The sequence below is a fragment of the Burkholderia sp. AW33-5 genome, from assembly GCF_053427615.1.
Genome location: NZ_JBSAXA010000010.1, coordinates 103,827 through 129,963, shown reverse-complemented (window position 1 = coordinate 129,963; position 26,137 = coordinate 103,827). Strand labels below are relative to the sequence as shown.

Genomic DNA, 26,137 nt, shown 5'->3' with positions numbered 1-26,137 from the left:
AACCCGACATGATGCGAGTGATTACCGCCAACCTGAACGGCATCCGCTCCGCCGCGAAGAAGGGCTTCTTCGAATGGCTCGGCGAACAGAACGCCGATTGCGTGTGCGTGCAGGAAATCAAGGTATCGGCCGACGACCTGCCGGCCGAATTCGTCGAGCCGCACGGCTTCAGGAGCTACTTCCACCACGCCGAGAAAAAGGGCTACAGCGGTGCGGGCGTGTACAGCCGCCACGAGCCCGATGACGTGATCATCGGCTTTGGCAGCAGCGAATTCGACGCCGAGGGGCGCTACGTCGAGGCGCGCTACGGCAAGCTGTCGGTCGTGTCGGTGTATGTGCCGTCCGGCTCGAGCGGCGAAGAGCGGCAGCAGGCGAAGTACCGCTTCATGGACGAGTTCATGCCGCACCTCGCCGAGCTGAAGAAGAAGCGCGAGGTGATCCTGTGCGGCGACGTGAACATCGTGCACAAGGAAATCGACATCAAGAACTGGAAGAGCAACCAGAAGAACTCGGGCTGCCTGCCGGAAGAGCGGGCGTGGCTCACGCAGCTGTTCGACGATGTCGGCTACGTCGACGTGTTCCGCACGCTCGACCCGCGCCCCGAGCAGTACACGTGGTGGAGCAACCGCGGCCAGGCGTACGCGAAGAACGTCGGGTGGCGGATCGATTACCAGATCGCGACGCCGGGCGTGGCCGGCACCGCGAAGCGCACGTCGATCTTCAAGGACATCAAGTTCAGCGATCACGCGCCGCTGACGGTGGATTACGACTACAAGAAGTGAGCGTCGGCGCGACGCGACGCCGCGCGCGTCGCCGTCGAGCCGTCCGGTCGCCGGATGTGAAAACGGGCCGCATGTCGAACATGCGGCCCGTTTCGTTTTTGTTTCGGTGCGGTGATCATGCCGCCGGGCGACGGCTATTCGTCCCAATGTTTAGCGAATGCCGCTTGTACGCGGCTCTGATTCGTTCATGCAGCACACGCATTTTCAGACTCATCCGATATTCAAGGCCCCCTCGTTTTGTGGAGACTGCTCGACGGATACTCGCGTGTTTTCCGAAAGCGCGAATCATTCATCACGGCCGTCCTCAGGCCGCGATGGTCCATTCAGTGAGGAGAACTTTGCGTGTCGGAACAAGCAATCAACGAAACGACGTACCTTTTCACCACTATCGGCGCGGGAACCGAGCGCGGTGGGAGGGTTACGCGCGTGTCCACCAATGCGACGATCGACAATCTGGGATTGGCCGTAGTCGGCGATATCGTTGCATACGAGGAAGGAACAGAGGCCATTATCGTAGATGGGGCCGGCTTTGCCGTCATGTGGCACGGCAGGCCGGTGATGACAGTCACCGGATCCCATTTGAGTAATGGTGATCGTATCGTGACCGCTGCGCGGGACGCGTGCGACAACATTACGGTTCGAGATGGCGAGGAGATTCCCCGGCTGTTTGAACCGGCGTATTCGCCGATTTTGGCCGATGTTGTTCGTACGGGAGGCGGCGGTGCGTAAGGCGGCGATTCGGCATGGCGACCCTACAACGACGTGTGGAACCGTGATCGCTTATTCGTCCACGATTTATGACGATGGAAGGCACGTGGCGCTGAGCGGCGACGAAGCGACGTGCGGCAACTGTAATGGGACATTCAAAATATTCGGAACCGGTAAAGGGATATCGGAAAAAGGTCGGGTTGTAGTTGTCGAAGGCGACCTCGTACTCTGTCCGTGCAAAGCGAATCGAGTCCTCGTCGGCGGCAATCCGGGAATATTCCTGAATTCATATATCGATGACGGCACACTGACCGTTGCGCACGCGGCGGATCCGAGTTCGGCACTGATGTCGGATGCCCCTGACGACGATATCGAGCATTTTTTCGAGATTGTCGATGCAATCTCTGGAAAACCTGTCGAAGGCATGAGCTACAAAGTGCTGAGCAACGGATGCACGCTCGTTAACGACGTGCCTCTTGCCCACGGCAGAACGCGCTCGTTCCCGATGAAAACATACCCTGATCTCACTGTCATAGTGTGGCGTACAGGGAATGTCCGATGAGTGATGCGATTAACGAGGATCTGCGATTGCTTGCTGCGATCGCATACGGTGAAGCGTCTGTCGCAAACGATTCGGACGAAATCGGAGGAATCGCCTTTGCTGTCGCAAACCGATGTCGGGCATGGGGTGGGAAGAGCGTATCCCAACTGCGTGCAACGGACCGGAACTATGCCTATGCGTGGAATGGCACCAATCAACGGTTCAACAAGCTGATGTCTACCCCAGACGACAAACTCGATGCCGACTCGGGGATGAGGCTGGCTGTCGAGTGGGCGCGCAAAGCGCTCGAAAATGAAGGTCCTGACCCATCGAATGGTGCATTTTGGTGGGATGGTCGTGACTTCATGACCGCGTACGCATCACACCCGAAAGTCAGAGATACATTCAAGTGGGGGGCACCGTCGCACAACATTTTCGGAGTACGGGAGAATCCTGGGACGTTCGTCACGCGATGGAGAGTGGTAAACAAGAAGACTGGAAAAACAGTCGATGGCACTGAACGAGGCCGCTACGATTCGGTATGGGTGTCAACCGCGGCCCATGGAAGCACAATTTTCTGGAAATACAATCCCGATTTTCTGAGGGCGACGGGAGCGAAGGCATACAGATGAAAATCATATCGATACTGGTGGCAGCAGTGGTTGTCTTGTCGCACGACGCCATGGCTGAATCGTATGACAGTTACGACGCGTTCTACGACGCACGGCCAGGCTCGGTATTTCACTCCCCGGTTGAGCGAGAGGTTGACCTGAACACGCCTGGTGCGCATGTGCTCTATGCTTTCCCTGGAAAGCCGGGCCAATTCGCGGCGCTGCACGCCGAGTTGGGACGACAAGCACTCGATCTTGAAGTCTGGCAGGACCGCATCGTCGTCAACGGCCGAGCCTATCGGTTCGCGCGTGCGACGGCATTCCCGGGCGAGCGTGCGACCGACATACATCCGGGCTCGGCCGACGTGTACGTCGTCGAGCGAGCCGGTGCCCACCCACCGCTGATTTGTGTGGAAGGTAGCGGCAGCGCGTCGGGAGAGGCCGCCAGCCGATACCGGCAAGTCTTCCTGGTGATGAATCCGTTGGCGCGTAAGCCAACGTTTCTGCAATTGCCCGGTCTGCTTTCGTCATGCCGTGCTGTTGCTGTGACGAGCGACGGGAAGCTCGTATTTCCGAAGAATAGCTATCTGTTAGATGCTGCGCACGCGGCGCGGACTGGATTGCTGGTCGAGTACTACACGTTCGACGGGCGACGCTTTGCTCGAACCAGCGATACGCTTCGGCTCGGATTCAATACGCCGGAGAATCCGTTTCAATTCTCGCTGCAGGACAGCGACTGACGTTTCCGTTGATATCGCGGACACTACCGAAGTGTCGTGCCCACGATATCGATTCGGAGGCGCGTTCGCGGGCCTAAGGCAACGCTTACTGCTTGATCGACGCCATGTCGATCACGAACCGGTACTTCACGTCGCTCTTCAGCATCCGCTCGTAAGCGGCATTGATCTGCTGCATCGGAATCGTTTCGATATCCGACGTGATGCCGTGCTTCGCGCAGAAGTCGAGCATTTCCTGCGTCTCCGCGATCCCGCCGATCAGCGAACCCGCGAGGCGGCGGCGCTTGAAGATCAGGTTGAACACCTGCGGCGACGGATGGTCGTGCTCCGGCGCGCCGACGAGCGTCATCGTGCCGTCGCGCTTCAGCAGGTGCAGGAACGGGTTCAGGTCGTGCTGCGCGGCGACCGTGTTCAGGATGAAGTCGAAGCTGTTCAGGTGCGCGTTCATCTGCGCCTCGTCCTTCGAGATCACCACTTCATGCGCGCCGACGCGCTTGCCGTCCTCGACCTTCGACGGCGACGTCGTGAACAGCACGACGTGCGCGCCCATCGCGCGCGCGAGCTTCACGCCCATGTGGCCAAGCCCGCCGAGGCCGACGATCCCGACCTTCTTGCCGGGGCCGACGTTCCACTGGCGCAGCGGCGAATAGGTCGTGATCCCCGCGCACAGCAGCGGCGCGGCGCCGGCCGGGTCGAGCGTCTCGGGCACGCGCAGCACGAATGCCTCGTCGACGACGAGTTGCGTCGAATAGCCGCCATACGTGACGTCGCCGGTCACGCGGTCCTGGCCGTTGTACGTGCCGACGAAGCCGTTCTCGCAATACTGCTCGAGGCCTTCCGCGCAGCTCGGGCAGGTGCGGCACGAATCGACGAGACAGCCGACGCCGACCAGCTCGCCGACCTTGAAGCGCGACACCTGCGGGCCGGTCGCGGTCACGCGGCCGACGATTTCATGGCCCGGCACGACCGGGTAGATCGTGTTGCGCCATTCGTTGCGGGCCTGATGCAGGTCCGAGTGGCAGACGCCGCAGTAGAGCACCTCGATCTGGACGTCGAGGTCGCGCAGCGCGCGGCGCTGGAATTCGAACGGGGCGAGCGGCGACTGCGCGTCGGTCGCCGCGTAAGCGTAGGTTGTGCTCATGCAGAGGCTCCTTGTCCGGGAAAACGTCCGGCGAATCAGACTGCCACCGCATCATGTGGCGACGCGGCGAGACAGGTGCCCATCGTAAGGAGCGAGCCGCGTTGGCGAAATACACGAAGGTCTCGAAGATTTGCCTATTCCTCTCGAATTGCGCGCGAACGGCCGTCAAAATGCTTTCAAGGTGCTACATTGCAAGCCTGATTCTCTTGCCGGACAGGACGACGCCGATGAGCTTCCAGCCCCTTTTCGACGACGCGGGTGACCGTGTGCGGCGCCGCATGATCGAGCTGCATGCGCGTCTCGCGCCGAACGACGGCGATACGCAGGCGGCGCTCGACGGCGTGCGTTTCTTCCGCGTGAGCCGCCCCGTGCCGCGCATGCCGGTGCTGTACGAGCCGAGCATCATCGTCGTGTGCCAGGGCCGCAAGCTCGGCTATCTCGGCGACCGCTCGTTCGTCTACGACGCGCAGCAGTATCTCGTGCTGTCGGTGCCGCTGCCGTTCGAATGCGAGACCTTCGCGAGCATCGACGAGCCGTTTCTCGCGATCTCGATCCGCGTCGATCTCGCGGTGATCGCCGAGCTCGCGATCCTGCTCGACGAGACGCTCGGTGCGGCGGTCAGCGAGCCGCACGGCGTCTATTCGACGCCGCTCGATGCGCCGCTCGCCGACGCGGTGGTGCGGCTGCTCGAAGCGCTCGCGTCGCCGCACGACACGTGCGTGCTCGGGCCGGCGATCATGCGCGAGATCGCGTACCGCGTGCTGACGGGCGCGCAGGGCGACGCGATTCGCGCGGCGCTCGTCCAGCAACATCATTTCGGCCGCATCGCGAAGGCGCTGCGGCGCATTCATGCGGACCTGAAGGCCGATCTCGACGTCGAGACGCTCGCGCGCGAGGCCGGGATGAGCCTCGCGGTGTTCCACGCGCAGTTCAAGCACGTGACGGCGACATCGCCGATGCAGTACGTGAAGGCCGCGCGCCTGCACCAGGCGCGGTTGATGATGGTGCAGGACGGCCTCGGGGCCGGTGCCGCCGCGGCGCGGGTCGGCTATGCGAGCGCGTCGCAGTTCAGCCGCGAGTTCAAGCGGTTGTTCGGCCGCAGCCCGGGAGACGACGTGCGCTGGATGCGCGAAAGCGGCACCAGGCCCGTCGAGTCGGAAGTCGGCGCGTAGCGCCAGGGCTCATGTGCCGGCGATGCGCGCCGGGGAAACTGCCGGATGCCGCGCTCAGCGCCGCACGATCTTGCGCCGCTGCGCGCTGATGCCCGCGTAGTCGGGCAGCGTATCGACCCGTTTGCCGACTGCCTTCGCATACAGCGGCATCAGGTCCGGCAGGCGGTTCAGCAGGTCCTGCCGCCGCGTGGCGCTGTACGGGTGCGTGTAGATGAAGCCCGACGTCCTGTTCGCGCGCGTCGCCGCCGCGAGCTTGTCCCACAGCGTGATCGCCGCGCGCGGATCGAAGCCCGCGCGGGCGGCAATGTCGCCGCCGATCACGTCGGCTTCGGTTTCGTCGGTCGGGTCGTAGCGCAGCGTCTGCAGACGCGCGCCGAGATTCAGCGCCTGCGGCAGCGGATCGCCGACGCCGAACAGCGGCGGCAGCGACGCCGCGCGCAGCGACGTTTGCGACGTCGTGCTGAAATTGCTGCGTGCGTGTTCGCGCAGCGCATGCGCGATGCCGTGCGCGAGCAGCACGCCGAACTCGTCGTCGTTCAGGCGGACGCGATCGAGCAGCCCGCCGTACACGAGCACCTTGCCGCCCGGCAGGCATGTGACGCGGATGTCGCGCGAGCGGATCGCGTTGACGTCCCATGTCCAGGTCTTCACGCGATCGTTCCACTTCACCGAATACGGTGCGAGCTTCGTGACGATCGCGCGCAGCCGCTTCACGCGCGGCTGGTTCGCGGGCAGCAGGCGGTCGCTGTCGGCGGCAGCCTGCACGATCTGCGCGTATTCGCTCGCGGTGAGTTGTTCGAGCAGCGGCGACGGGATCAGCGTGCGGAACGCGATCGCGTTGCCGTAGCGCACCTGCTGCGACGTCGGCGCATAGGCCTTCGCGGGCACGGCGGCGCCGGTCGGCTGCGCAGCTTCGGCGGCGGATTGTGCACCGGCAGCGGCGGGCGTGGACGGTGCAGCCGGCGCGGTCGCACTCGTGTCGGCTGCCTGCGCGCTTGCCGCCGCGCCGAGCGCCGCGATGCCGACGCTCAGCGCGGCGGCGACGCGTGCTGCGCGATGCAGTCGATCATTGCGCACGGCTGGCCTCGCCGTTGCGCGCGGTGCCGTTCCACGGCGCGATCTTGAACAGCAGCAGCATGCCGGGGATCGCGAGCGCGGTGCACACGATGAAGTAGTCGAACCAGCCGATCTTCGCGACGATGAAGCCGCTCGCGGCCGAGGCGAGCGTGCGCGGCACGGACGCGAGGCTCGTGAACAGCGCGAACTGCGTGGCCGTGTAGCGCGGGTCGGTCGTGCTCGCGATATACGCGACGAACGCGGCCATCGTCAGGCCGGTGGTGAACGTTTCGGCGGCGTAGACGAGCGCGAGCGCGACCGTCATCGGGCTCAGATGCGGCGTGACCTCGAAGCCGAAGATCGACAGGAACGACGCGAGCGCGTGACTTGCCGCGACCGTGAAGTCGTAAATCACCGCGAGCACCGGCGAGGCGGGGCCGACCTGTGCAAGCCACGCGAAGCCGAGCGTCGACACCATCTGCAGCGCGCCGAAGATCCACAGCCCGCGGCCGATGCCGATCTTCACGAGCCAGATGCCGCCGATGATGCCGCCGGCGACGCTCGCGACGAGCGCGGTGGTTTTCGCGACGATGCCGATTTCGGTGCGCGAGAAGCCGATGTCGAGGAAGAACGACGTCGACAGCGTGGTCGCCATCGTGTCGCCGATCTTGAACAGGAAGATGAACGCGATGACGAGCAGCGCGCCGCTCCAGCCGTCGCGCTGGATGAATTCGCGGAACGGCAGCACGATCGCGTCGCGCAGGTTGCGCGGCGGCGCGCCGACCACCTCGGGCTCGCGTACGAGCAGCGTCATCAGGATGCCCGGCAGCATGAATGCGCCGGTGATCGCGAACACGACGTCCCACGGCATGTGGTCGGACAGGATCAGCGCCAGCGAGCCGGGGATCAGCGCGGCGAGCTTGTACGCGTTCACGTGCACGGCGTTGCCGAGGCCCTGCTCGGTGTCGCGCAGCAGTTCGCGGCGATACGCGTCGATCACGATGTCGGAGCTTGCGCCGAAGAACGCGACGAGCGTCGTGAGCGCGGCGACCGTCCAGATCGAGTCGCGCGGCGACACGAAGCCGAGCGCGGCGATCGCGCCGGCGACCAGCACCTGCGTGAGCAGCATCCAGCCGCGCCGGCGGCCGGGCCGCCAGCCGGGCAGGCGCGGGATGAAGCGGTCCATCAGCGGCGCCCACAGGAACTTCCACGTATACGGGAACTGGATCAGCGCGAACAGGCCGATTTCCTTCAGGTTCACGCCTTCGGAGCGCAGCCATGCCTGCACGAGGTAGACGAGCGTGAACAGGGGCAGCCCCGACGTGAAGCCGAGGAACACGCAGATCAGCATGTGCGTGTTCAGATAGGCGCGCCAGCCGGGATGATCCTCGTGAGCGGTGAGTGCGGGCGCCTCGTGTGGCGTTTTGGACATGGACGGAAACCGGGTAGCGTTGACTGATTGCGGCGGCAGCGCAGGCGGCGCGGGCGGCGCAGGAGGGGCGGCCGCACGCGGGTGCGGGCCGGATCATCCGTCAACGGCTCCCCGGCTCAGCTGCGCTTGACGCGGTAGACAGCAAGACTACCACGCCAGTTCGCTCCCCATCGAATCGGCTGGCCTTCGTGCAGCACGATGCGGTCGAGGATCGTGACGCCGACTTCGGGCGCGAGCGCCTCGAAATCCTTGATCGTCAGCACCCGGACGTTCGGCGTGTTGTGCCACTGGTAAGGCAGCGACTTCGACACCGGCATCCGTCCGCGCAGCACCGACAGCCGGTGCGCCCAGTAGCCGAAATTCGGGAACGACACGATGCATTCGCGTCCGACACGCGCGGTTTCGCGCAGGATCGCGGCCGTCTGGTGGATCGTCTGCAGCGTTTGCGACAGGATCGCGAAATCGAAGCTGTGATCCTCGAACAGGCGCAGGCCGTCCTCGAGGTTCTGCTGGATCACGTTGATCCCGTTCTTCGCGCTCGCGAGCACGCCGGCGTCGTTCAGTTCGATCCCGTAGCCGGACACGTCCAGTTCCTCGGACAGCAGCGACAGCAGCGAGCCGTCGCCGCAGCCGAGATCGAGCACGGTCGCGCGCGGTTCGACCCAGCGGGCGATCGCACGGAAGTCCGCGCGTGCGGACAGGGAGTTCAGCGCTTGCTGGTTCATGCACCCACCTCGTTGGCGATTCGTTCGTAATACGCGCGGAGCAGATTGTGATAGCGCGCGTCGTCGAGCAGGAACGCGTCGTGGCCGTGCGGCGCGTCGATCTCCGCGTAGCTGACCGTGCGCTTGTTGTCGAGCAGCGCCTTCACGATCTCGCGCGACCGCGCGGGCGCGAAGCGCCAGTCGGTCGAGAAGCTCGCGATCAGGTACTTCGCCTGCGTGTGCGCGAGCGCGGCCGTCAGGTTGCCGTCGAACGCCTTCGCCGGGTCGAAGTAGTCGAGCGCGCGCGTGATCAGCAGGTAGGTGTTCGCGTCGAAGTAATCGGCGAACTTGTCGCCCTGGTAGCGCAGGTACGACTCGACCTCGAATTCCACGTCGAAGCTGAAGTTGTACGCGTCGAGCGCGCCGTCCGCGCGGCGCAGCGCACGGCCGAATTTCTCGGCCATGTCGTCGTCGGAGAGATACGTGATGTGGCCGATCATCCGCGCGACGCGCAGGCCCCGTTTCGGCTTCACGCCGTGCGCGTAGTAGTCGCCGCCGTGGAAGTCGGGATCGGACAGGATCGCCGAGCGCGCGACCTCGTTGAACGCGATGTTCTGCGCGGACAGCTTCGGCGTCGATGCGATGTCGATACAGTGCGCGACGCGGTCCGGATACATCAGGCTCCATGCGAGCGCCTGCATCCCGCCGAGGCTGCCGCCCATCACGGCGGCGAAGCGCTCGATGCCGAACGCGTCGGCGACGCGCGCCTGCGCATGCACCCAGTCCTCGACGGTGACGACCGGAAAGCGCGCGCCATACGGCTTGCCGGACGACGGATCGATGCTCATCGGGCCGGTCGAGCCGAAGCACGAGCCGAGGTTGTTCACGCCGATCACGAAGAAGCGGTTGGTGTCGAGCGGCTTGCCCGGGCCGACCATGTTGTCCCACCAGCCGGTGCTGCGCGGGTCGTCCGCGTAGATGCCGGCGACGTGGTGCGACGCGTTGAGCGCGTGGCAGACGAGCACCGCGTTCGAGCGCGCGGCGTTGAGCTCGCCGTACGTCTCGACGACGAGCTGATAGTTGCCGATCACGCTGCCGCTTTGCAAGCGCAGCGGTTCGGCGAAGTGCATGGTCTGTGGAGCGACGATGCCGATCGATTCCATTCGTTCCGCCTTATGACTGGGCGGCTAAACGGTGTCGGCGATGCGCGGAGGCGAAGGTGCGCGGCTGACGACCTCTTTAGCCGCATTTATAGTGAACCGCCGGGACGAAGACGCATCAAGGCCCTGGTCGGTTCGCGCGCCCGCAATCGAGTCAGCAAATCGGCGCGCTTCCGACCTGCCGCCAAGGAGGCGGCAGGTCGGAGGAGTATAGCGGAATTCCGCGGAGCGCGGATTTCGCGGGCCGGCTGCCCCGGCTACTGCAGGATCAGACGCAAATGCGCATCGGCCTGTTCGCCGGGCGGCCTCTGGAACCCGCCTTTCGCGAACCGGTGCCACTTGCCGATCACGTAGCTGACGAGCAGGCTCGCGCGCGCGGCGGGATCGTAATCGGCCGGCAGTACGAACGGCGCGGCGCCATCGGGCGCCTGCGCCTCGGTACGCGCGACCCGCAGGCACTGCTTGACGGTCGCCTCGATCCGGTCGAGCAACTGGTTCACGCGCTCGGTGAGCCGCTCGTCCTCGCCGACCAGCGCCTCGCCCGTCAGCACGCGCGTCATGCCCGGATTCTTCGCGGCGAAATTGAGCATCGTCAGCGCGATCGTGCGCGCCTGCTGCACGCCGTTCGGCTCCTTTGCGACGATCTGGTTGACGAGCCCGAACAGCGCCTGCTCGATGAACTCGATCAGGCCTTCGTACATCTTCGCCTTGCTGGTGAAATGCCGGTACAGCGCGGCTTCCGACACGTCGAGGCGGGCCGCGAGCGCAGCCGTCGTGATCTTTTCGGGCTTCGGCGCCTCGAGCATCGCGGCGAGCGTCTGCAGGATCATCACGCGGCGCTCGCCCGGTTTCGGGCGCGCGCGGGACGGTGTGGCCCGGTCTTCCGTTACGGCTTGGTCCTGCGGGTAAGTCGGCTGCATTTCTGTCGCCCCGATCGTGTGCCCAGTCGGAGCGATTTTAACGAACGAATGCGCTGGTCGACATATTGGGGGCGGCCGATGTTCGGCAGATGGCCCGGCAGGTGCCCGGTGATCCACACCGTGCCGATGCCGAGGCGCTTGTAGCGCTTCAGGTGGCTGCGGGTATCTTCGACGAGGATCGCGTCTTCGAACCGCGCATGCGCGGCGCGCAAAATCCGGCGCAGCATCGTGTGGTCGGGCTTCGCGCGCCATGTGCGACGGTCGCGCATGTGCTCGATCGCGATCACGCGCTCGAACAGCCGCTCGATGCGCAACTCGCGCAGCACCGCGCGCGCGTAGTTCTCGGGCGCGTTGGTCAGCACGAACTTGCGGCCCGGCAGCGCGGCGACGATGCGCGCGAGGCCGCGCTCGGCGCGCAGCATCGCGGGCAGGTCGGAAAACGTGTGGACGACGCGCAGGAAGTCGTGCGGATCGATCGGGTGATGGCGCGCGAGGCCGAGGAGCGCGGCGCCGTAGCGCTGCGTGTAGCCGGTGCGCAGCCGGTCGGCTTCGGCACGCCCGACGTGGAGCGTGTCGACGATGTACTGCGTCATCGCGCGGTTGATCTCCGGAAAGATCGCGTGCGATGCGTGATGGAGCGTGTTGTCGAGATCGAACAGCCAGACGGGCGCGCCGGCGTGCGGCCGGCTGCGGGAGATGCGCCGGCGTCGCAGCGACGCCGGCAGGTCGGGGCCGGTGGTTGTGCGGCGCGCGCTCAATGCGAGCGGATCATCGTGCCGAACGGCTGCTCGGTCAGGATTTCGAGCAGCACCGAGTGCTCGATGCGGCCGTCGACGATGTGCACCGACTTCACGCCGCTCTTCGCGGCGTCGAGCGCCGACGAGATCTTCGGCAGCATGCCGCCCGAGATCGTGCCGTCCGCGAACAGCGCGTCGATCTCGCGCGCCGACAGGTCGGTCAGCAGGTTGCCGTCCTTGTCCATCACGCCGGGGATGTTGGTCATCATCAACAGCTTCTCGGCGTTCAGCACCGTCGCGAGCTTGCCCGCGACGAGGTCCGCGTTGATGTTGTACGACAGGCCGTCCTCGCCGAAACCGATCGGCGAGATCACCGGGATGAACGCGTCGTCCTGCAGCGCCTTCACGACCGCCGGGTTGATCGCCTCGACTTCGCCGACCTGGCCGATGTCGATGTACTGGCCCGGGTTGTCGCGGTCCGGCATCAGCAGCTTGCGTGCGTGGATCAGGCCGCCGTCCTTGCCCGTCAGGCCCACCGCATGGCCGCCGAAGTGATTGATCAGCATCACGATGTCCTGCTGGACTTCGCCGCCCAGCACCCATTCGACGACTTCCATCGTCTCTTCGTCGGTCACGCGCATGCCCTGGATGAAGGTGCCGGCCTTGCCGATCTTCTTCAGCGCGTGATCGATCTGCGGCCCGCCGCCGTGGACGATCACCGGATTGATGCCGACCAGTTTCAGCAGGATCACGTCGCGCGCGAAGCCTTGCTTGAGCCGCTCTTCCGTCATCGCGTTGCCGCCGTATTTGATCACCACGGTCTTGCCGTGGTAACGGCGGATGTACGGCAGCGCCTCGGCGAGGATTTCTGCCTTCAGCGTGGGGGCGATCTGCGAGAGGTCGATGGGCTCGGACATGGCGGCGGCTCTGGCTGGGAACGGTTGAAACAGGGCGAATTGTACAGGAGTGGCGCAGCGCAGCATCGGGTTTTTGGGCTGGCCGGACGGCCGATCGCGCGGGCCGGTCGCCACGCGCGGCGGCCCGCCGGTCATGGTGCCGGACCCCGCGCGGGGCCCCGTGGCGGCGCCGTGGACAGCGCGACTCGACCCGCGTTGGCGGCCCGCATCGGCCGATCGGCCGACGTGCAAAATCCGCCCGCCGCGCTATGCTTGTCGCGTAGGGTGACTTCATGCCCGCTTCCGCGTTTCCGCCATGACCGATACTGCCGCCGACGCCCGTTCGACTCCGCGCCGTGCGCGCTGCCCGCACTGCGGGCGCGGCTTCGACTGCGGCGCCCGCACGCAGCCGTTCGACTGCTGGTGCGCGTCGATGCCGACCCTGTCCGGCGGCGCGCCGCCGGCGCCCGGTACGCGCTGCCGCTGCCCGGAGTGCCTCGCCGACGAGATCGCCCAGCGCATGGCACGCGCGGCCGGCTGACGGCGCAGGCCCGTGCAATCCGGCTCGACGCCGGCTCGCCCGGTGCTCCGTCCGTCCTCACTGATCCGGCCCCCGGTAGAGGTGCCGGGCGCTAAACGGGTAAACTGCTCGGATGCAACGAATTACCACCACCGGGCGCGTCAACCTCAGTCACCTGTTCTGGCTGCGCAATCTCGCGATCATCGGCCAGCTCGTGACGATCGGCGTCGTGCAGACCTATTTCGGCGTGCATCTGCCGTTGCCGGCGATGCTGATGGTCATCGCGCTCGAAATCGTTTTCAACGCGCTGACCTGGGTGCGCGTGCTGCGCGCGCGGCCCGAGACCAATTTCGAACTGCTCGGCCAGCTGTGGGTCGACCTCGGCGCGTTGTCGGCGCTGCTGTTCCTGTCGGGCGGCACGACCAACCCGTTCGTGTCGCTGTATCTGCCGTCGCTCGCGATCGCGGCGGCCGTGCTGCCGTGGCACCTGATGATCTGGCTCGCGGCGTTCGCGGTCGCGTGCTACGCGGCGCTCGGCTTCGATTCGGTGCCGCTCAACATGGACAATCCGGCGAACCTGTTCGACTACTACCGCACGGGGATGTGGGCGAACTTCATGGTCAGCGTCGGCCTGATCGCATGGTTCGTCGCACGCATGTCGAACGCGTTGCGCCAGCGCGATGCGGCGCTCGGCGAAGCGCAGGCGCACCTGCTGCGCGACGAGCGGGCGGTCGCGCTCGGCGTGCAGGCCGCCACCGTCGCGCACGAGATGGGTACGCCGCTGTCGACGATCGCGATGCTCGCGGAGGAGTTGCGCGACGCGGCCCGCGCCGATCCGGGGCTCGCGCGCTACGAGGCCGACCTGAAGGTGCTGGAAGAACAGATGACGCTCTGCACGTCGGCGCTTGCGCGCCTGCGCAGCCGGGCGAGCGCGCCGGCGAGCCGCCAGCCGGTGGACGACTGGCTCGACACGTTCGTCGAGCACTGGCGCCTGCGGCATCCGCACGTGCAGTTCGAACTGCTCGGCGCGCGCCCGTCGGGCGTCGGACTCGACGACACCGTCGCGGCCGGCCAGATCCTGACGATCCTGCTCGACAACGCCGCGCGGGCGAGCCCGCACCGCGTGACGCTGGCCGCGAAGCTCGCGCACCACGAGCGGGCTGCGGACCAGATCGAATTCGAGGTATGCGACGACGGCCCCGGCATTCCGGCCGCGTTGCGCGAATCGCTCGGCTCGATGCCGGTCGACAGCACGCAGGGCGGGCACGGGGTCGGCCTGTACCTTGCGTTCAGCGCGGCCGTGCGTCTCGGCGGCGAGATCGAGCTGTCCGATGTCACACCGCGCGCGACGGGCGGCAACGGGCGCGCCGGTGGCGGCGCGAACGGGCACGCGGCAGCTGCGTCGGGCCAGCGCGCGACCGAACGAGCGGCGACCCCGCCGGACGGGCGCCCGGCCGGCACCCCCGGCCGCGGCACGCGCGCGGTGCTGCGCCTGCCGGTGGCGCGAATCGCGGTGCCGGCCGCCTCAACCAACACGTAGACGGAGAAACCACATGAGCGAGAACAATTTCCTGGTGATCGACGACAACGAGGTGTTCGCGGGCACGCTCGCGCGCGGCCTCGAGCGCCGCGGCTACGCGGTCCAGCAGGCGCACGACAAGGAGGCGGCGCTGCGGCTGGCGGCCGGCGGCAAGTTCCAGTTCATCACCGTCGACCTGCATCTCGGCGACGATTCGGGCCTGAGCCTGATCGCGCCGCTGTGCGACCTGCAGCCCGACGCGCGGATTCTCGTGCTGACCGGCTACGCGAGCATCGCGACCGCCGTGCAGGCGGTGAAGGAAGGCGCCGACAACTATCTGGCGAAGCCGGCGAACATCGAGTCGATCCTGGCCGCGCTGCAGACCAACGCGAGCGAAGTGCAGGCCGACGAGGCGCTCGAGAATCCGGTCGTGCTGTCGGTCGACCGGCTCGAATGGGAGCACATCCAGCGCGTGCTGGCGGAGAACAACAACAACATCTCGGCGACCGCGCGCGCGCTGAACATGCACCGCCGCACCCTGCAGCGCAAGCTCGCGAAGAAGCCGGTGCGGCAGTAAAGGGGCGCGGCGGCATCGGCCGGACGCACCAACGAAAACGGGCGGCCCGCCGGGCCGCCCGTTTCGCATTCGACGCCGCGCGCGTTACAGCACGTAGCGCGACAGGTCTTCGTCCTGCGACACTTCGCCGAGCGCGCGATCGACGTACTTCGCGTCGATCGTCACGCGCTCGCCGGCGTGGTTGCCGGCCGAGAACGACACTTCCTCGAGCAGCTTCTCGATCACCGTGTACAGCCGGCGCGCACCGATGTTCTCGGTCTTCTCGTTGACCGCGTACGCGATCTCGGCGAGGCGGCGGATGCCGTCTTCGGCGAACTCGAGCTGCACGTCTTCGGTGGCGAGCAGCGCCTGGTACTGCTTGACGAGGCTCGCGTCGGTCGCGACGAGGATCGCCTCGAAATCCTTCACCGACAGCGAGTCGAGCTCCACGCGGATCGGAAAGCGGCCCTGCAGTTCGGGAATCAGGTCGCTCGGCTTCGCGAGATGGAACGCGCCGCTCGCGATGAACAGGATGTGATCGGTCTTCACCATCCCGTACTTCGTGTTGACCGTCGTGCCCTCGACGAGCGGCAGCAGGTCGCGCTGCACGCCCTGGCGCGACACTTCGCCGCCGCTGCCTTCGTTGTTGCGCGACGTGATCTTGTCGATCTCGTCGAGGAACACGATGCCGTTCTGCTCGACGTTCTGCACGGCCTTCGTCTTCACTTCCTCGTCGTTGAGCATCTTCGCCGCTTCCTCGTCGGTCAGCAGCTTCAGCGCTTCCTTGATCTTCACCTTGCGGCGCTGCTTCTTGCCGCTGCCGAGGTTCGAGAACATCGAGCGGATCTGCTCGGTCATCTCTTCCATCCCCGGCGGCGCCATGATGTCCATGCCGGCCGACGGCTGCTCGAGGTCGAGCTCGACTTCCTTGTCGTCGAGCTGGCCTTCGCGCAGGCGCTTGCGGAAGGTCTGGCGCGTGGCGTTGTTGTCGTCGTTCGCGTTATCCGCGTTGCCGCCGAAGCCCACCGCGCGCGGTTGCGGCAGCAGGATGTCGAGGATGCGGTCTTCCGCCTGGTCGGTCGCCTTGCTGCGCACCTTGCGCATCTCGGATTCACGCGTCTGCTTGACCGAGATCTCGATCAGGTCGCGCACGATGCTGTCGACGTCGCGGCCGACGTAGCCGACTTCGGTGAACTTGGTCGCTTCGATCTTGATGAACGGCGCGTCGGCGAGCTTCGCGAGGCGGCGCGCGATTTCGGTCTTGCCGACGCCCGTCGGCCCGATCATCAAAATGTTCTTCGGCGTGATTTCCTGGCGCAGCGGGTCGGCGACCTGCTGGCGGCGCCAGCGGTTGCGCAGCGCGACGGCCACCGCCTTCTTCGCCTTGTCCTGGCCGATGATGTGCTTGTCGAGTTCCGAGACGATCTCGGCAGGGGTCATGGTGCTCATGGTGCTGTCCTTACTCGATCGTTTCGATGATGCGGTTGTGGTTCGTGTAGATGCACATGTCGCCGGCGATCTCGAGCGATTTCTCGACGATCTCGCGCGGGGACAGCTCGGTGTTCTCCGCGAGCGCGCGGGCCGCGGCCTGCGCATAGGCGCCGCCCGAGCCGATCGCGCAGATGCCGCCTTCCGGGTCGAGCACGTCGCCGTTGCCGGTGATCACGAGCGTGGTGGTCGCATCGGCCGTGATCAGCATCGCCTCGAGGCGGCGCAGCATCCGGTCGGTGCGCCAGTCCTTCGCGAGCTCGACGGCCGCGCGGGTCAGGTTGCCCTGGTGCTTCTCGAGCTTCGCCTCGAAGCGATCGAGCAGCGAGAACGCATCGGCGGTGCCGCCCGCGAATCCGACCAGTACCTGGTTGTTGTAGATCCGCCGCACTTTCCGCGCGCCACCCTTCATGACGATGTTGCCGAGGGTTACCTGGCCGTCGCCGCCGAGCGCGACCTTGTCGCCGCGCCGGACCGAAACGATGGTCGTGCCGTGAAATTGCTCCATCTGCGTTCCTTGAGAAAAACGGGGAAGAGTCGGGCGGCGCGGGGCGCCGCCGCTTGAATCGCAGTGCGCCGGGGAGCGGCCCGGCGCGCGTCCGTTTCATTTTAGGGCGGGCGCCGGGATATCAAGAGGGGGAGGCAAATCGGCCGGCGGGCCGGGAACCGGTGCCGGAAAAACAAAAAGCGCGCGGCAGGCCGCGCGCTTTCGGGAAGCAGCGTGTCGGAGCGGAACGCCGCTCGATCAGTCGCCGAACAGCTTCTGGCGGAGCTCGCGGCGCTCTTGCGCCTCGAGCGACAGCGTGGCCGTCGGGCGCGCGAGCAGGCGCGGGATGCCGATCGGCTCGCCGGTTTCCTCGCACCAGCCGTAATCGCCGGAATCGATGCGGGCGAGCGACTGCTGAACCTTCTTGAGGAGCTTGCGTTCGCGATCGCGCGTGCGCAGCTCGAGCGCGTGCTCTTCCTCGATCGTCGCGCGATCGGCGGGATCGGGGACGATCACCGTCTCGCGCAGGTTCTCGGTCGTCTGGCCTGCGTTCTTGAGGATGTCCGCCTGCAACTGTTCGAGCCGATTTTTGAAGAAGGCGAGCTGATCCTCATTCATGTAATCCTTGTCGCTCATCTTCAGGATTTCGGCTTCGGTCAAGAGTTTCTTCGTCATCTGCTTGCTTCTTCAATGTGCGGCAAATCAGGAGATAGTGCCTGCACTTTGGGATTACCCGCAACTGCGCTTGCAATCATTTGCGATTTGCCGCCGCGGGGCCGAAAGCCTCTGGAAAACCGGTTCTCAAATACCAGGATAGGCCTGGCGCGGAGTTGCGCGCGCTGCGAACCGGTGTGCTGCGCGGCACATTGCATCGGCCGCGGCCGAGAGGCGGATTGGCGATCCGGCGCGGTTGCGATGCCCGGAAAACTGGTTCAGCAAGAACCGGGCCTGTTTGTTGCCGTACTCCAGCGGGCACGTATTGTAACTGAATCGCAAGCGGGCGCCGTATCGGGTCGATCCCCGTCGGCTGCGCCAATATCTAGAAAATATAACGCGCAAATCGCGAAAAAGCGATGACGGCGAAACCCTGCCCGGAAAAGGCACCGCGCAAGCGCCGCGGCCGCCCCGGAAGGCGGCCGCATGGAAGGCGCGCAACGCCGGCCCGAAGGCTCAGGCGAGGCAGGCGTCGAGGCCGTCGGTGATCAGGTCCTGCGGCAGGTCGACGCCGATGAACACCATCTTGTTGGTCTTCTTCTCGACCGGCAGCCACTTCGCGGCGAGGTCGCTGCCCATCATCTGATGCACGCCCTGGAACACGACCTTGCGGTCGACGCCCTTCATGTACAGCACGCCCTTGTAGCGCAGCATCCGTTCGCCGTAGATCTGCAGGATGCCGCCGAGGAAGTCTTCCAGCTTGTTCGGGTCGAACGGGCGGTCGTTGCGATACACGAACGACTTGATCTTGTCGTCGTGATGCGCGTGGTGGTGATGGCCGTGGTCGTGATCGTGCGCGCATTGACCGTGATCGTGGTCGCAATGCGCGTGATCGTGATCATGGTCGTGATCGTGGTGATGGTGCGCGTGGTCGTCCTCGGCGAGGAAGTCCGGGTCGATCTCGAGCTTCGCGTTCAGGTTGAAGCCGCGCAGGTCGAAGATTTCCTTGATGTCGGCATCGCCGAAGTTCACGATCTTGATCGTCGCCTTCGGGTTCATGTGCATCAGGCGGTGCTTGAGCGCCGCGACGGTCTGGTCGTCGACCAGGTCCGACTTCGTGACGAACAGGCGATCGGCGAAGCCGACCTGGCGCTGCACCACTTCGTGTTCGTCGAGCTGTGCGTCCGCATGCTTCGCGTCGACCAGCGTGATGACCGCGTCGAGCAGGAAATCGTCGGCGATCTCGCTGTCGATGAAGAAGGTCTGCGCGACGGGGCCCGGGTTCGCGAGGCCGGTCGTCTCGATCACGATGCGGTCGAAGTCGAGCTTGCCTTCGCGCTTCTTCGCGGCCAGATCGCCGAGTGCGCGCGCGAGGTCGCCGCGGATCGTGCAGCAGATGCAGCCGTTGCTCATCTGGATGATCTGCTCGTTCGTGTCCTGGACGAGGATCTCGTTGTCGATGTTCTCTTCGCCGAACTCGTTCTCGATCACGGCGATCTTCATGCCGTGCTGTTCGTTCAGGATGCGCTTGAGCAGCGTCGTCTTGCCGCTGCCGAGGAAGCCGGTGAGGATGGTGACGGGAGTGGCCATGTCGGTCGCCTGTGGTTCGTGAATCGGGGTCAAAACCAGGATGTGTGCGTCGCGCCGTCGACTCGCGAGCCGGGGCGCACAACCATCCATTGAAACATACCAGTCAAGCCCTCGCCCGTCGTCCGGACGACAGGCTCGAGCGCGGAGCCGCCAGCGGGGCGGCCGGGCGGACGCGGGTGTGCGCGTAGATCGGGGCGGTCACACGATTTGCAACAGCAGGCCCTTCAGATATTCGCCTTCCGGGAACGCGGCGAGCAGCGGGTGATCGACGCCCGCGCCGAGCCGCTTCAGGATCCGCGCGTCGACCTTCGCGTCGGCGGCCGCGCCCGCGACGATCTTCTGGAACAGGTCCATGTCGATCGCGCCCGAGCACGAATACGTGAACAGCAGGCCGCCCGGGCGCAGCAGCCTGAAGCCGCTCAGGTTGATGTCCTTGTAGGCGCGTGAGGCGCGGTCGACGCTGTCGCGGGTGGGCGCGAACTTCGGCGGATCGAGCACGATCAGGTCGAAGCGCTCGCCTTCGTCGACGAGGCGGCGCAGCGTCTTGAACGCATCCGCGTCGAGCCAGGTCGCGCGCCCGGCATCGAAGCCGTTCGCGACGACGTTCTGCTGCGCGAGCGCGAGCGCGTCGCCCGACGAGTCGATCGACACGACACGGTTCGCGCCGCCCTTGAGCGCCGCGAGCGAGAAGCCGCCCGTGTAGCAGAAACAGTTGAGCACGTCGCGGCCGGCCGCGTATTGCGCGACGAGCGCGCGGTTGTCGCGCTGGTCGACGTAGAAGCCTGTCTTGTGGCCGTTCGGCACGTCGACGTGATAACGCACGCCGTTTTCGTTCGCGATCAGCGTCGCGGGCGGCGCGTCGCCGGCGAGCACGCCGGTCGTCTGCGCGAGCCCTTCCTTGCCGCGGATCGACACGTCCGAGCGTTCGTACACGTTCGGGCAGCCGGTCGCGCCGCTGAGCGCCGCGACGATCGCGTCCTTCCACGCCTCGACGCCCGCGGCCATGAACTGGCACACGAGCTGGCCACGCGGCGCGGCGCCCGGCTCGGCCGTGTCCGCGACGTAGTAGTCGACGATCAGCCCCGGCAGCCCGTCGGCTTCGCCGAACACGAGCCGCACCGCGCCCGTGCCCGACACCATCGTCGTGCGGTGCGCGACCGCGCGCTGCACGCGGCGCTTGAAGAACGCGTGATCGATCGGTTCGTTCTCGTCGAAGCTCCACACGCGCACGCGGATCTGCGACTGCGGGCTGTACGCGCCGCGCGCGAGGAAGCGGCCGTCGTGCGCACGCACGATCACGGTCGCGCCGGGCGCGGGCGTGCCGTCGACGCGGTCGATCGCATTGGCATAGATCCACGGATGCCGGCGCAGCAGCGATTTTTCCTTGGACGGTCTGAGTGTGACGGTTTGCATGATCGGATCGAAAGGAGCCGCGGACGGCGCCGGCCGTGGCCGGCCGCCATGCGCGGCGGGGAGGGCGGGGGCGCGCGTCAGTCGCGCTTCTTCGCGCGCGGATGTGCGCTGTCGTAAATTTTCGCGAGATGCTGGAAGTCGAGCGACGTGTAGACCTGCGTCGCGGCGACGCTCGCGTGGCCCAGCAGTTCCTGCACCGCGCGCAGGTCGCCGCTCGACTGCAGCACGTGCGTCGCGAACGAATGGCGCAGCACGTGCGGGTGGACGTTGGCGGGGATGCCCGCGGCCAGCGCCGCGCGCTTCACGCGGTCGCGCACGACGCCCGGCGCCATCCGGTTGCCGCGCACGGACACGAACAGCGGATGCGGATCGTGCTTCACGAATTCGCCGCGCACCGCGAGCCACGCGTTCAGCGCCTCGATCGCCTTGCGGCCGACCGGCACCTTGCGTTCCTTGTTGCCCTTGCCGCGCACGGTGACTTCGGCTTCGGCGAGATCGAGCCAGCCGGCTGAGCGGTAGCCGTCCGCCTGCGTGTACATGACGTCGAGGCCGACCAGTTCGGCGAGGCGCAGCCCGGACGAATAGAACAGCTCGAGGATCGCGTGATCGCGGATGCCTTCGGTCGTGCCGGCGAGCGGCGCGTCCATCAATGCCGATGCGTCGTCGACCGACAGCGCCTTCGGCAGGGTCTTCGGTCGCTTCGGCGCACGCACCGCGGCGACGGGGTTCGCGGGCATCTCGATGCGCTGCGCGAGCCAGCGGTAGAACGCACGCCATGCGGACAGCCGGTGCGCGATCGAGCGCGCGGACAGCCCGCCCGCATGCGCGCGCGCGACCGCGCCGCGCATGTCGGCGGCCGTCAGCGCGTCGAGCGGGCGGCCGGCGGCGAGCTTCTTCAGTTCGTCGAGTTCGTGCGTGTACGCGCGCAGCGTGTGTTCCGACAGCTGCCTGACGTGCTTCAGGTTCGACAGGTAGGCGGCGATCGGATCGTCGGTCATGGGCGCGGGATCAGTGCGGCAGCAGGCGCGTGAGCGCGGCGCTCGCGAGCGTCGCGATCTGCGCGAGGAAGTCGGTCGCCATCCCGTCGTGGAAGCGGCGCGGATCGGGCGAGCCGAGCACCAGCAGGCCGAACGCGGGGGCGTCGGTGCCGCCGAGCGGCGCGCGCAGCGCGAGCAGCGCGACCGACGTGGCCGCGCCGTCGCCGGCCGGCGCGGCTTCGGCGCCTTCCGCCGCATTCACGGCCGGCGCCGCGAGCGCGGGCGCGAGCCACTGGGCCGCTTCGAATCCGGTGTTCGCGCCGCAGTACGGCGTCGACAGCCCGTTCGTGAACAGGCGCACTTCCTCGCCGACCTGGCGCGCGAAATCGGCTTGCGCGTAAGTGTCGGCGACGTCCCACACGCGCAGCGCGGTCTGCGGCACGTCGAACACGTCGGCGATGCCTTCGGCGATCGTGCGCGGCAGCGCGTACGGATCGCGTTCCGCGATCACGCGCGCGGTCCAGCGGCTGAACTTCGCGGACAGGCTGTCGTTCTCGTGGCCGTAGCGCACGAGCTCGGCGAGCCGCCGCTCGAGATGCTTGTTCTTGTCGCGCAGCATCTCCATCTGCCGCTCCTGCAGCGAGATCGCGGCCTTGCCGTGCGGGTTCGCGAGACGGATCGTCGCGAGCAGTTCCGCGTGTTGCGCGAAGAATTCGGGATTGGCGAGCAGGTAGTCGGCGACTTCGCGATCGTTCATGTGGCTGGAGCGTTCAGTTATCAGGACGTTGAAGGGTCAGACGTTCAGGTCGATCTCGCCTTCGAACACGGTCGCGGCGGGCCCGGCCATCATCAGCGCGGCGGTTTCGTCGCGCGCGCCGTCCCAGCTGATCGTCAGCGTGCCGCCGTGCGTGTGCACGGTCACCGGCGAATCGAGCAGGCCGCGCCGGATGCCGGCCGCCACCGCCGCGCACGCGCCGGTGCCGCACGCGAGCGTCTCGCCCGCGCCGCGCTCGTACACGCGCAGCTTTACTTCGTTGCGCGACACGATCTGCATGAAGCCGGCGTTCACGCGCTGCGGAAAGCGGGCGTGAAGCTCGATCAACGGGCCTTCGTCGAGCACCGGATACGCTTCGGCGTCGTCGACGACCTGCACCGCGTGCGGGTTGCCCATCGACACCGTCGAGATCCAGCGCGTGTGGCCGCCGACGTCGAGCGGCCACAGCGTGTCGTTGCCTTCGGTCCGGCCGTCGAGCCCCGAGGCGTCGAACGGCACCTGCGCCGGTGCGAACACGGGCGCGCCCATGTCGACGACGACTTCGCCGTCGTCCTGCATCGTCAGCGTGATCAGGCCCTTCATCACCTGCACGCGCACGCTGCGCTTGTCGGTCAGGCCGCGGTCGCTGACGAACTTCACGAAGCAGCGCGCGCCGTTGCCGCAATGTTCGACTTCGCCGCCGTCGCAATTGAAGATCCGGTACTTGAAGTCCGCGCCGTCGACGGTCGGTTTCTCGACGAGCAGCAACTGGTCGGCGCCGATGCCGAAGTGTCGGTTGGCGAGCGCGCGCACCTGCGCCTCGGTGAGCGGCGGCAGCGCGCGCGAATAGCTGTCGAGCACGACGAAGTCGTTGCCCGCGCCGTGCATCTTGGTGAACGAGAGTTTCACTGGGTCCGGAATTCCATGGCGAACAGGGCGGTCGGCACGGCGGACGCGGCGTGCCGCCAGGGCGGGCGGCGTCGTTCGTCGTGCTGATCTCAACCGCAAATGATACATGCAGCCGACAGGGGCGTCCTGCGCGGGCGGGGCGTCATTCGGATGGCCGGGCGAGGAAAACGGCGGGACGGCGGATCCGTGGCTCGCGCAGCAGTCGGCTCACGATTTTCTGGCAGGCGCGCCGAAGGCGGCACGGGTGCGGGCGCGCATCCGACGGCGCGCCCGCGGGTTCGGCTCAGTAGAGGCTCGGCTCGCCGGGCGGGCGCGTCTTGAAGCGCTTGTGCACCCAGTAATACTGCTCCGGCATCAGCGGAATCTGTTCCTCGAGGAATTCGTTCATCCGCCGCGCGTCGAGATCGTCGTCGCCGGTCGGGTAGTTGTCCCACGGCTTGAACACCTTCAGCCGGTATCCCTTGTAGTTCGGCAGCACCTCGCCGATGAACGGCACGACCTGCGCGCGGCCCGTCTTCGCGAGCCGGCCGACGGCCGTCAACGTGCACGCCGGCACGCCGAAGAAGGGTACGAACGTGGAATTGCGCAGGCCATAGTCCATGTCGGCGCCGAGCATCACCGGCTTGCGGTCGCGTAGCCAGCGCAGCACGACACGCGCGCTGTCCGCGCGGCCGACCATCTCGGCGTCGAAACGCCCGCGGGCCTGCTTCGCCTCTTCCTCGAGCACGGCATTCGAGAACGGCTGGTACAGCGACCCGCAGCGGCGCTGCAGCGAACGGTTCAGCCAGATCGAGCCGGCTTCGATGCCGACGAAATGCAGGCCCAGGAACAGCGTCGGGGGCAGATCCGGATCGGTGAGATCGACCGCGCTGTCGACCTGGATCAGCTTCGCGAGCTTGCGCTCGGAGCCGAACCACTGGACGCTGCGCTCGACGTAGCTGCGGATCGCGTGGCGGAAGTGCTGGCCCGCCACTTCCTCGCGCCGTTCGTCGCTCCAGTCGGGGAAGCAGAGTTTCAGATTGGTATGTACGATGCGCTTTCGCCGGCTGGGAATCTGGTACAGCAGCCAGCCGAGGCCGTCGCCGAACCGTGCGGTCAAGCCGTACGGCAGCAGGGCGAGCAGCTTCAGCAAGCCGATGGCGAGGTGCGTGCCGAGGCGGCCTAGCATGCGGAATCTCCGTGGGGCCGGCTGGCCGGCACGTTGCGAACAGGGGGGTAGGACAGCGGACGATGCAGCACGGGTGGCGCTCTGTGACAATTCACGAAAGCCGCTATAATACGGGCTTCGCCGAGTTAACTGACAACTTGCGGGGCGAAGCCGGCTGGCGCGAAGCGCGCTGCCCGGTCCTGGTAATCCGCTAAAGCGTCGCCGCTTCAGGCCCAACGAAGCTGGCTACGTGAAACCAACCGTAACCGCACAGGAGCCTGAAAAAGTGGCAAACGATTATCTCTTCACGTCCGAATCCGTCTCCGAAGGCCATCCGGACAAGGTCGCGGACCAAATCTCGGACGCGATTCTCGACGCCATCCTCGAGCAGGACAAATATTCGCGCGTTGCAGCCGAAACGCTGTGCAACACGGGTCTCGTCGTCCTGGCCGGTGAAATCACCACGACGGCCAACATCGACTACATCCAGATCGCGCGCGACACCATCAAGCGCATCGGCTACGACAACACCGACTACGGCATCGACTACAAGGGTTGCGCGGTGCTCGTCGCGTACGACAAGCAGTCGCCGGACATCGCGCAGGGCGTCGACCGCGCGCATGACGACAACCTCGATCAAGGCGCGGGCGACCAGGGCCTGATGTTCGGTTACGCATGCGACGAAACGCCGGAACTGATGCCGCTGCCGATCCACCTGTCGCACCGTCTCGTCGAGCGCCAGGCGAGCCTGCGCCGCGACGGCCGCCTGCAGTGGCTGCGCCCGGACGCGAAGTCGCAGGTGACGATCCGCTACGTCGACGGCAAGCCCGATTCGATCGACACCGTCGTGCTGTCGACGCAGCACGCACCGGACATCGAACTGCCGGCGCTGCGCGAAGCCGTGATCGAGGAAATCATCAAGCCGACGCTGCCGGCCGACCTGATCAAGGGCGACATCAAGTTCCTGGTGAACCCGACCGGCCGGTTCGTGATCGGCGGTCCGCAGGGCGATTGCGGCCTGACGGGCCGCAAGATCATCGTCGATACCTACGGCGGTGCCGCACCGCACGGCGGCGGCGCGTTCTCGGGCAAGGATCCGTCGAAGGTCGACCGTTCGGCAGCGTATGCCGGCCGTTACGTCGCGAAGAACATCGTCGCGGCAGGCCTCGCATCGCGCGCGCTGATCCAGGTGTCGTACGCGATCGGCGTCGCCGAGCCGACCTCGGTGATGGTCAACACGTTCGGCACGGGCCGCGTGTCGGATGCGGTGATCACGAAGCTCGTGCGCGAGCATTTCGACCTGCGTCCGAAGGGCATCATCAAGATGCTCGACCTGCTGCGCCCGATCTACGAGAAGACGGCAGCTTACGGCCACTTCGGCCGCGAAGAGCCGGAATTCTCGTGGGAAGCGACCGACAAGGCGCTCGCACTGGCCGAAGCGGCCGGCGTCGAGCCGACGGCACGCGTCGCGTAAGCGTCGTCCGCCCGAAACGAAAAACCCCGGCATGCCGGGGTTTTTTTATGCG

The 26,137-nt window shown here is 66.4% G+C and carries 27 protein-coding genes; 10 read left to right on the top strand and 17 right to left on the bottom strand.

Annotated features, from left to right (window positions below; translation table 11 throughout):
• The first annotated feature begins 8 nt into the window (after positions 1-8).
• The 5 genes from ACV22V_RS18010 to ACV22V_RS17990 all read left to right on the top strand — a co-directional run bounded on the left by ACV22V_RS18010 (position 9) and on the right by ACV22V_RS17990 (position 3,382).
• Positions 9-782, top strand: coding sequence for an exodeoxyribonuclease III (locus ACV22V_RS18010; RefSeq protein WP_059534945.1), 774 nt, complete (start codon positions 9-11; stop codon positions 780-782).
• A 342-nt stretch (positions 783-1,124) separates the two neighbouring features.
• Complete coding sequence (locus ACV22V_RS18005) at positions 1,125-1,511, top strand: PAAR domain-containing protein (RefSeq protein WP_223962835.1); 387 nt, start codon at positions 1,125-1,127, stop codon at positions 1,509-1,511.
• Complete coding sequence (locus ACV22V_RS18000) at positions 1,480-2,052, top strand: PAAR domain-containing protein (RefSeq protein WP_448014898.1); 573 nt, start codon at positions 1,480-1,482, stop codon at positions 2,050-2,052. Before ACV22V_RS18005 ends, ACV22V_RS18000 begins: the two co-directional genes overlap by 32 nt.
• Positions 2,049-2,663, top strand: a complete 615-nt coding sequence (locus ACV22V_RS17995) for a hypothetical protein (protein WP_448014897.1) — start codon at positions 2,049-2,051, stop codon at positions 2,661-2,663. The genes ACV22V_RS18000 and ACV22V_RS17995 overlap by 4 nt, the downstream gene beginning before the upstream one ends.
• On the top strand, positions 2,660-3,382 hold the full coding sequence (locus ACV22V_RS17990) for a hypothetical protein (RefSeq protein ID WP_448014895.1): 723 nt from the start codon (positions 2,660-2,662) through the stop codon (positions 3,380-3,382). The genes ACV22V_RS17995 and ACV22V_RS17990 overlap by 4 nt, the downstream gene beginning before the upstream one ends.
• A gap of 85 nt (positions 3,383-3,467) precedes the next feature.
• Here ACV22V_RS17990 and ACV22V_RS17985 read toward each other — a convergent pair whose 3' ends face one another.
• Entirely contained in the window at positions 3,468-4,520 is a 1,053-nt protein-coding gene (locus tag ACV22V_RS17985) for an NAD(P)-dependent alcohol dehydrogenase (protein WP_448014893.1), read from the bottom strand.
• Positions 4,521-4,747: 227 nt separating this feature from the next.
• Here ACV22V_RS17985 and ACV22V_RS17980 point away from each other — a divergent pair, with 227 nt between their 5' ends.
• Positions 4,748-5,692 carry an AraC family transcriptional regulator gene (locus ACV22V_RS17980; protein ID WP_059691977.1) on the top strand — a complete coding sequence of 315 codons (945 nt, stop codon included), beginning with the start codon at positions 4,748-4,750 and terminating at the stop codon, positions 5,690-5,692.
• A gap of 54 nt (positions 5,693-5,746) precedes the next feature.
• On the opposite strand, the gene ACV22V_RS17975 is transcribed toward ACV22V_RS17980, so the two are convergent.
• From ACV22V_RS17975 to argB, 7 genes are all read right to left on the bottom strand, one after another.
• The gene (locus ACV22V_RS17975) at positions 5,747-6,769 is read right to left on the bottom strand and encodes a M48 family metallopeptidase (RefSeq protein WP_448014892.1); all 1,023 of its coding nucleotides are present in this window, start codon (positions 6,767-6,769) and stop codon (positions 5,747-5,749) included.
• Positions 6,759-8,180, bottom strand: a complete 1,422-nt coding sequence (locus ACV22V_RS17970; protein ID WP_059691928.1) for an AmpG family muropeptide MFS transporter — start codon at positions 8,178-8,180, stop codon at positions 6,759-6,761. The genes ACV22V_RS17975 and ACV22V_RS17970 overlap by 11 nt, the downstream gene beginning before the upstream one ends.
• A gap of 116 nt (positions 8,181-8,296) precedes the next feature.
• Positions 8,297-8,905, bottom strand: coding sequence for a methionine biosynthesis protein MetW (metW, locus tag ACV22V_RS17965; protein WP_044847830.1), 609 nt, complete (start codon positions 8,903-8,905; stop codon positions 8,297-8,299).
• Positions 8,902-10,047 carry a homoserine O-succinyltransferase MetX gene (metX, locus tag ACV22V_RS17960; protein ID WP_059534960.1) on the bottom strand — a complete coding sequence of 382 codons (1,146 nt, stop codon included), beginning with the start codon at positions 10,045-10,047 and terminating at the stop codon, positions 8,902-8,904. Before metX ends, metW begins: the two co-directional genes overlap by 4 nt.
• Positions 10,048-10,301: 254 nt before the next feature.
• On the bottom strand, positions 10,302-10,964 hold the full coding sequence (slmA, locus tag ACV22V_RS17955) for a nucleoid occlusion factor SlmA (RefSeq protein WP_059534962.1): 663 nt from the start codon (positions 10,962-10,964) through the stop codon (positions 10,302-10,304).
• Entirely contained in the window at positions 10,931-11,722 is a 792-nt protein-coding gene (locus tag ACV22V_RS17950) for a pyrimidine 5'-nucleotidase (RefSeq protein ID WP_448014889.1), read from the bottom strand. The genes slmA and ACV22V_RS17950 overlap by 34 nt, the downstream gene beginning before the upstream one ends.
• Positions 11,719-12,618, bottom strand: a complete 900-nt coding sequence (argB, locus tag ACV22V_RS17945; protein ID WP_059534964.1) for an acetylglutamate kinase — start codon at positions 12,616-12,618, stop codon at positions 11,719-11,721. Before argB ends, ACV22V_RS17950 begins: the two co-directional genes overlap by 4 nt.
• 295 nt (positions 12,619-12,913) lie before the next feature.
• Here argB and ACV22V_RS17940 point away from each other — a divergent pair, with 295 nt between their 5' ends.
• The 3 genes from ACV22V_RS17940 (at position 12,914) to ACV22V_RS17930 (ending at position 15,213) form a co-directional block, all read left to right on the top strand.
• A complete protein-coding gene (locus ACV22V_RS17940; protein ID WP_059691929.1) occupies positions 12,914-13,138 on the top strand; it encodes a cysteine-rich CWC family protein in 225 nt (74 codons plus the stop codon).
• A 112-nt stretch (positions 13,139-13,250) separates the two neighbouring features.
• Positions 13,251-14,657: an ATP-binding protein gene (locus ACV22V_RS17935; RefSeq protein WP_059703134.1), complete on the top strand. Its 1,407-nt coding sequence runs from the start codon at positions 13,251-13,253 to the stop codon at positions 14,655-14,657.
• A 13-nt stretch (positions 14,658-14,670) separates the two neighbouring features.
• The gene (locus tag ACV22V_RS17930) at positions 14,671-15,213 is read left to right on the top strand and encodes a response regulator transcription factor (protein ID WP_044847841.1); all 543 of its coding nucleotides are present in this window, start codon (positions 14,671-14,673) and stop codon (positions 15,211-15,213) included.
• Positions 15,214-15,297: 84 nt separating this feature from the next.
• On the opposite strand, the gene hslU is transcribed toward ACV22V_RS17930, so the two are convergent.
• The 9 genes from hslU to lpxL all read right to left on the bottom strand — a co-directional run bounded on the left by hslU (position 15,298) and on the right by lpxL (position 24,632).
• Positions 15,298-16,641: an ATP-dependent protease ATPase subunit HslU gene (gene hslU / locus ACV22V_RS17925; protein WP_059703136.1), complete on the bottom strand. Its 1,344-nt coding sequence runs from the start codon at positions 16,639-16,641 to the stop codon at positions 15,298-15,300.
• A 10-nt stretch (positions 16,642-16,651) separates the two neighbouring features.
• Positions 16,652-17,188, bottom strand: a complete 537-nt coding sequence (hslV, locus tag ACV22V_RS17920; RefSeq protein ID WP_006760749.1) for an ATP-dependent protease subunit HslV — start codon at positions 17,186-17,188, stop codon at positions 16,652-16,654.
• Positions 17,189-17,425: 237 nt separating this feature from the next.
• A complete protein-coding gene (gene dksA, locus ACV22V_RS17915; protein WP_006477498.1) occupies positions 17,426-17,842 on the bottom strand; it encodes an RNA polymerase-binding protein DksA in 417 nt (138 codons plus the stop codon).
• Between the two features lie 495 nt (positions 17,843-18,337).
• Complete coding sequence (locus ACV22V_RS17910; RefSeq protein ID WP_059691931.1) at positions 18,338-19,411, bottom strand: CobW family GTP-binding protein; 1,074 nt, start codon at positions 19,409-19,411, stop codon at positions 18,338-18,340.
• Positions 19,412-19,609: 198 nt separating this feature from the next.
• Positions 19,610-20,824: a class I SAM-dependent rRNA methyltransferase gene (locus tag ACV22V_RS17905; RefSeq protein ID WP_448014888.1), complete on the bottom strand. Its 1,215-nt coding sequence runs from the start codon at positions 20,822-20,824 to the stop codon at positions 19,610-19,612.
• Positions 20,825-20,901: 77 nt separating this feature from the next.
• The gene (xerC, locus tag ACV22V_RS17900) at positions 20,902-21,822 is read right to left on the bottom strand and encodes a tyrosine recombinase XerC (protein ID WP_059534976.1); all 921 of its coding nucleotides are present in this window, start codon (positions 21,820-21,822) and stop codon (positions 20,902-20,904) included.
• Between the two features lie 10 nt (positions 21,823-21,832).
• On the bottom strand, positions 21,833-22,558 hold the full coding sequence (locus ACV22V_RS17895) for a DUF484 family protein (RefSeq protein ID WP_059534978.1): 726 nt from the start codon (positions 22,556-22,558) through the stop codon (positions 21,833-21,835).
• A gap of 36 nt (positions 22,559-22,594) precedes the next feature.
• Entirely contained in the window at positions 22,595-23,464 is an 870-nt protein-coding gene (gene dapF, locus ACV22V_RS17890; RefSeq protein WP_059691933.1) for a diaminopimelate epimerase, read from the bottom strand.
• A gap of 283 nt (positions 23,465-23,747) precedes the next feature.
• Positions 23,748-24,632, bottom strand: a complete 885-nt coding sequence (gene lpxL / locus ACV22V_RS17885) for a lauroyl acyltransferase LpxL (RefSeq protein WP_059534982.1) — start codon at positions 24,630-24,632, stop codon at positions 23,748-23,750.
• Between the two features lie 265 nt (positions 24,633-24,897).
• On the opposite strand from lpxL, the gene metK reads away from it, so the two are divergent.
• Complete coding sequence (metK, locus tag ACV22V_RS17880) at positions 24,898-26,085, top strand: methionine adenosyltransferase (RefSeq protein ID WP_043184698.1); 1,188 nt, start codon at positions 24,898-24,900, stop codon at positions 26,083-26,085.
• Positions 26,086-26,137 lie beyond the last annotated feature (52 nt).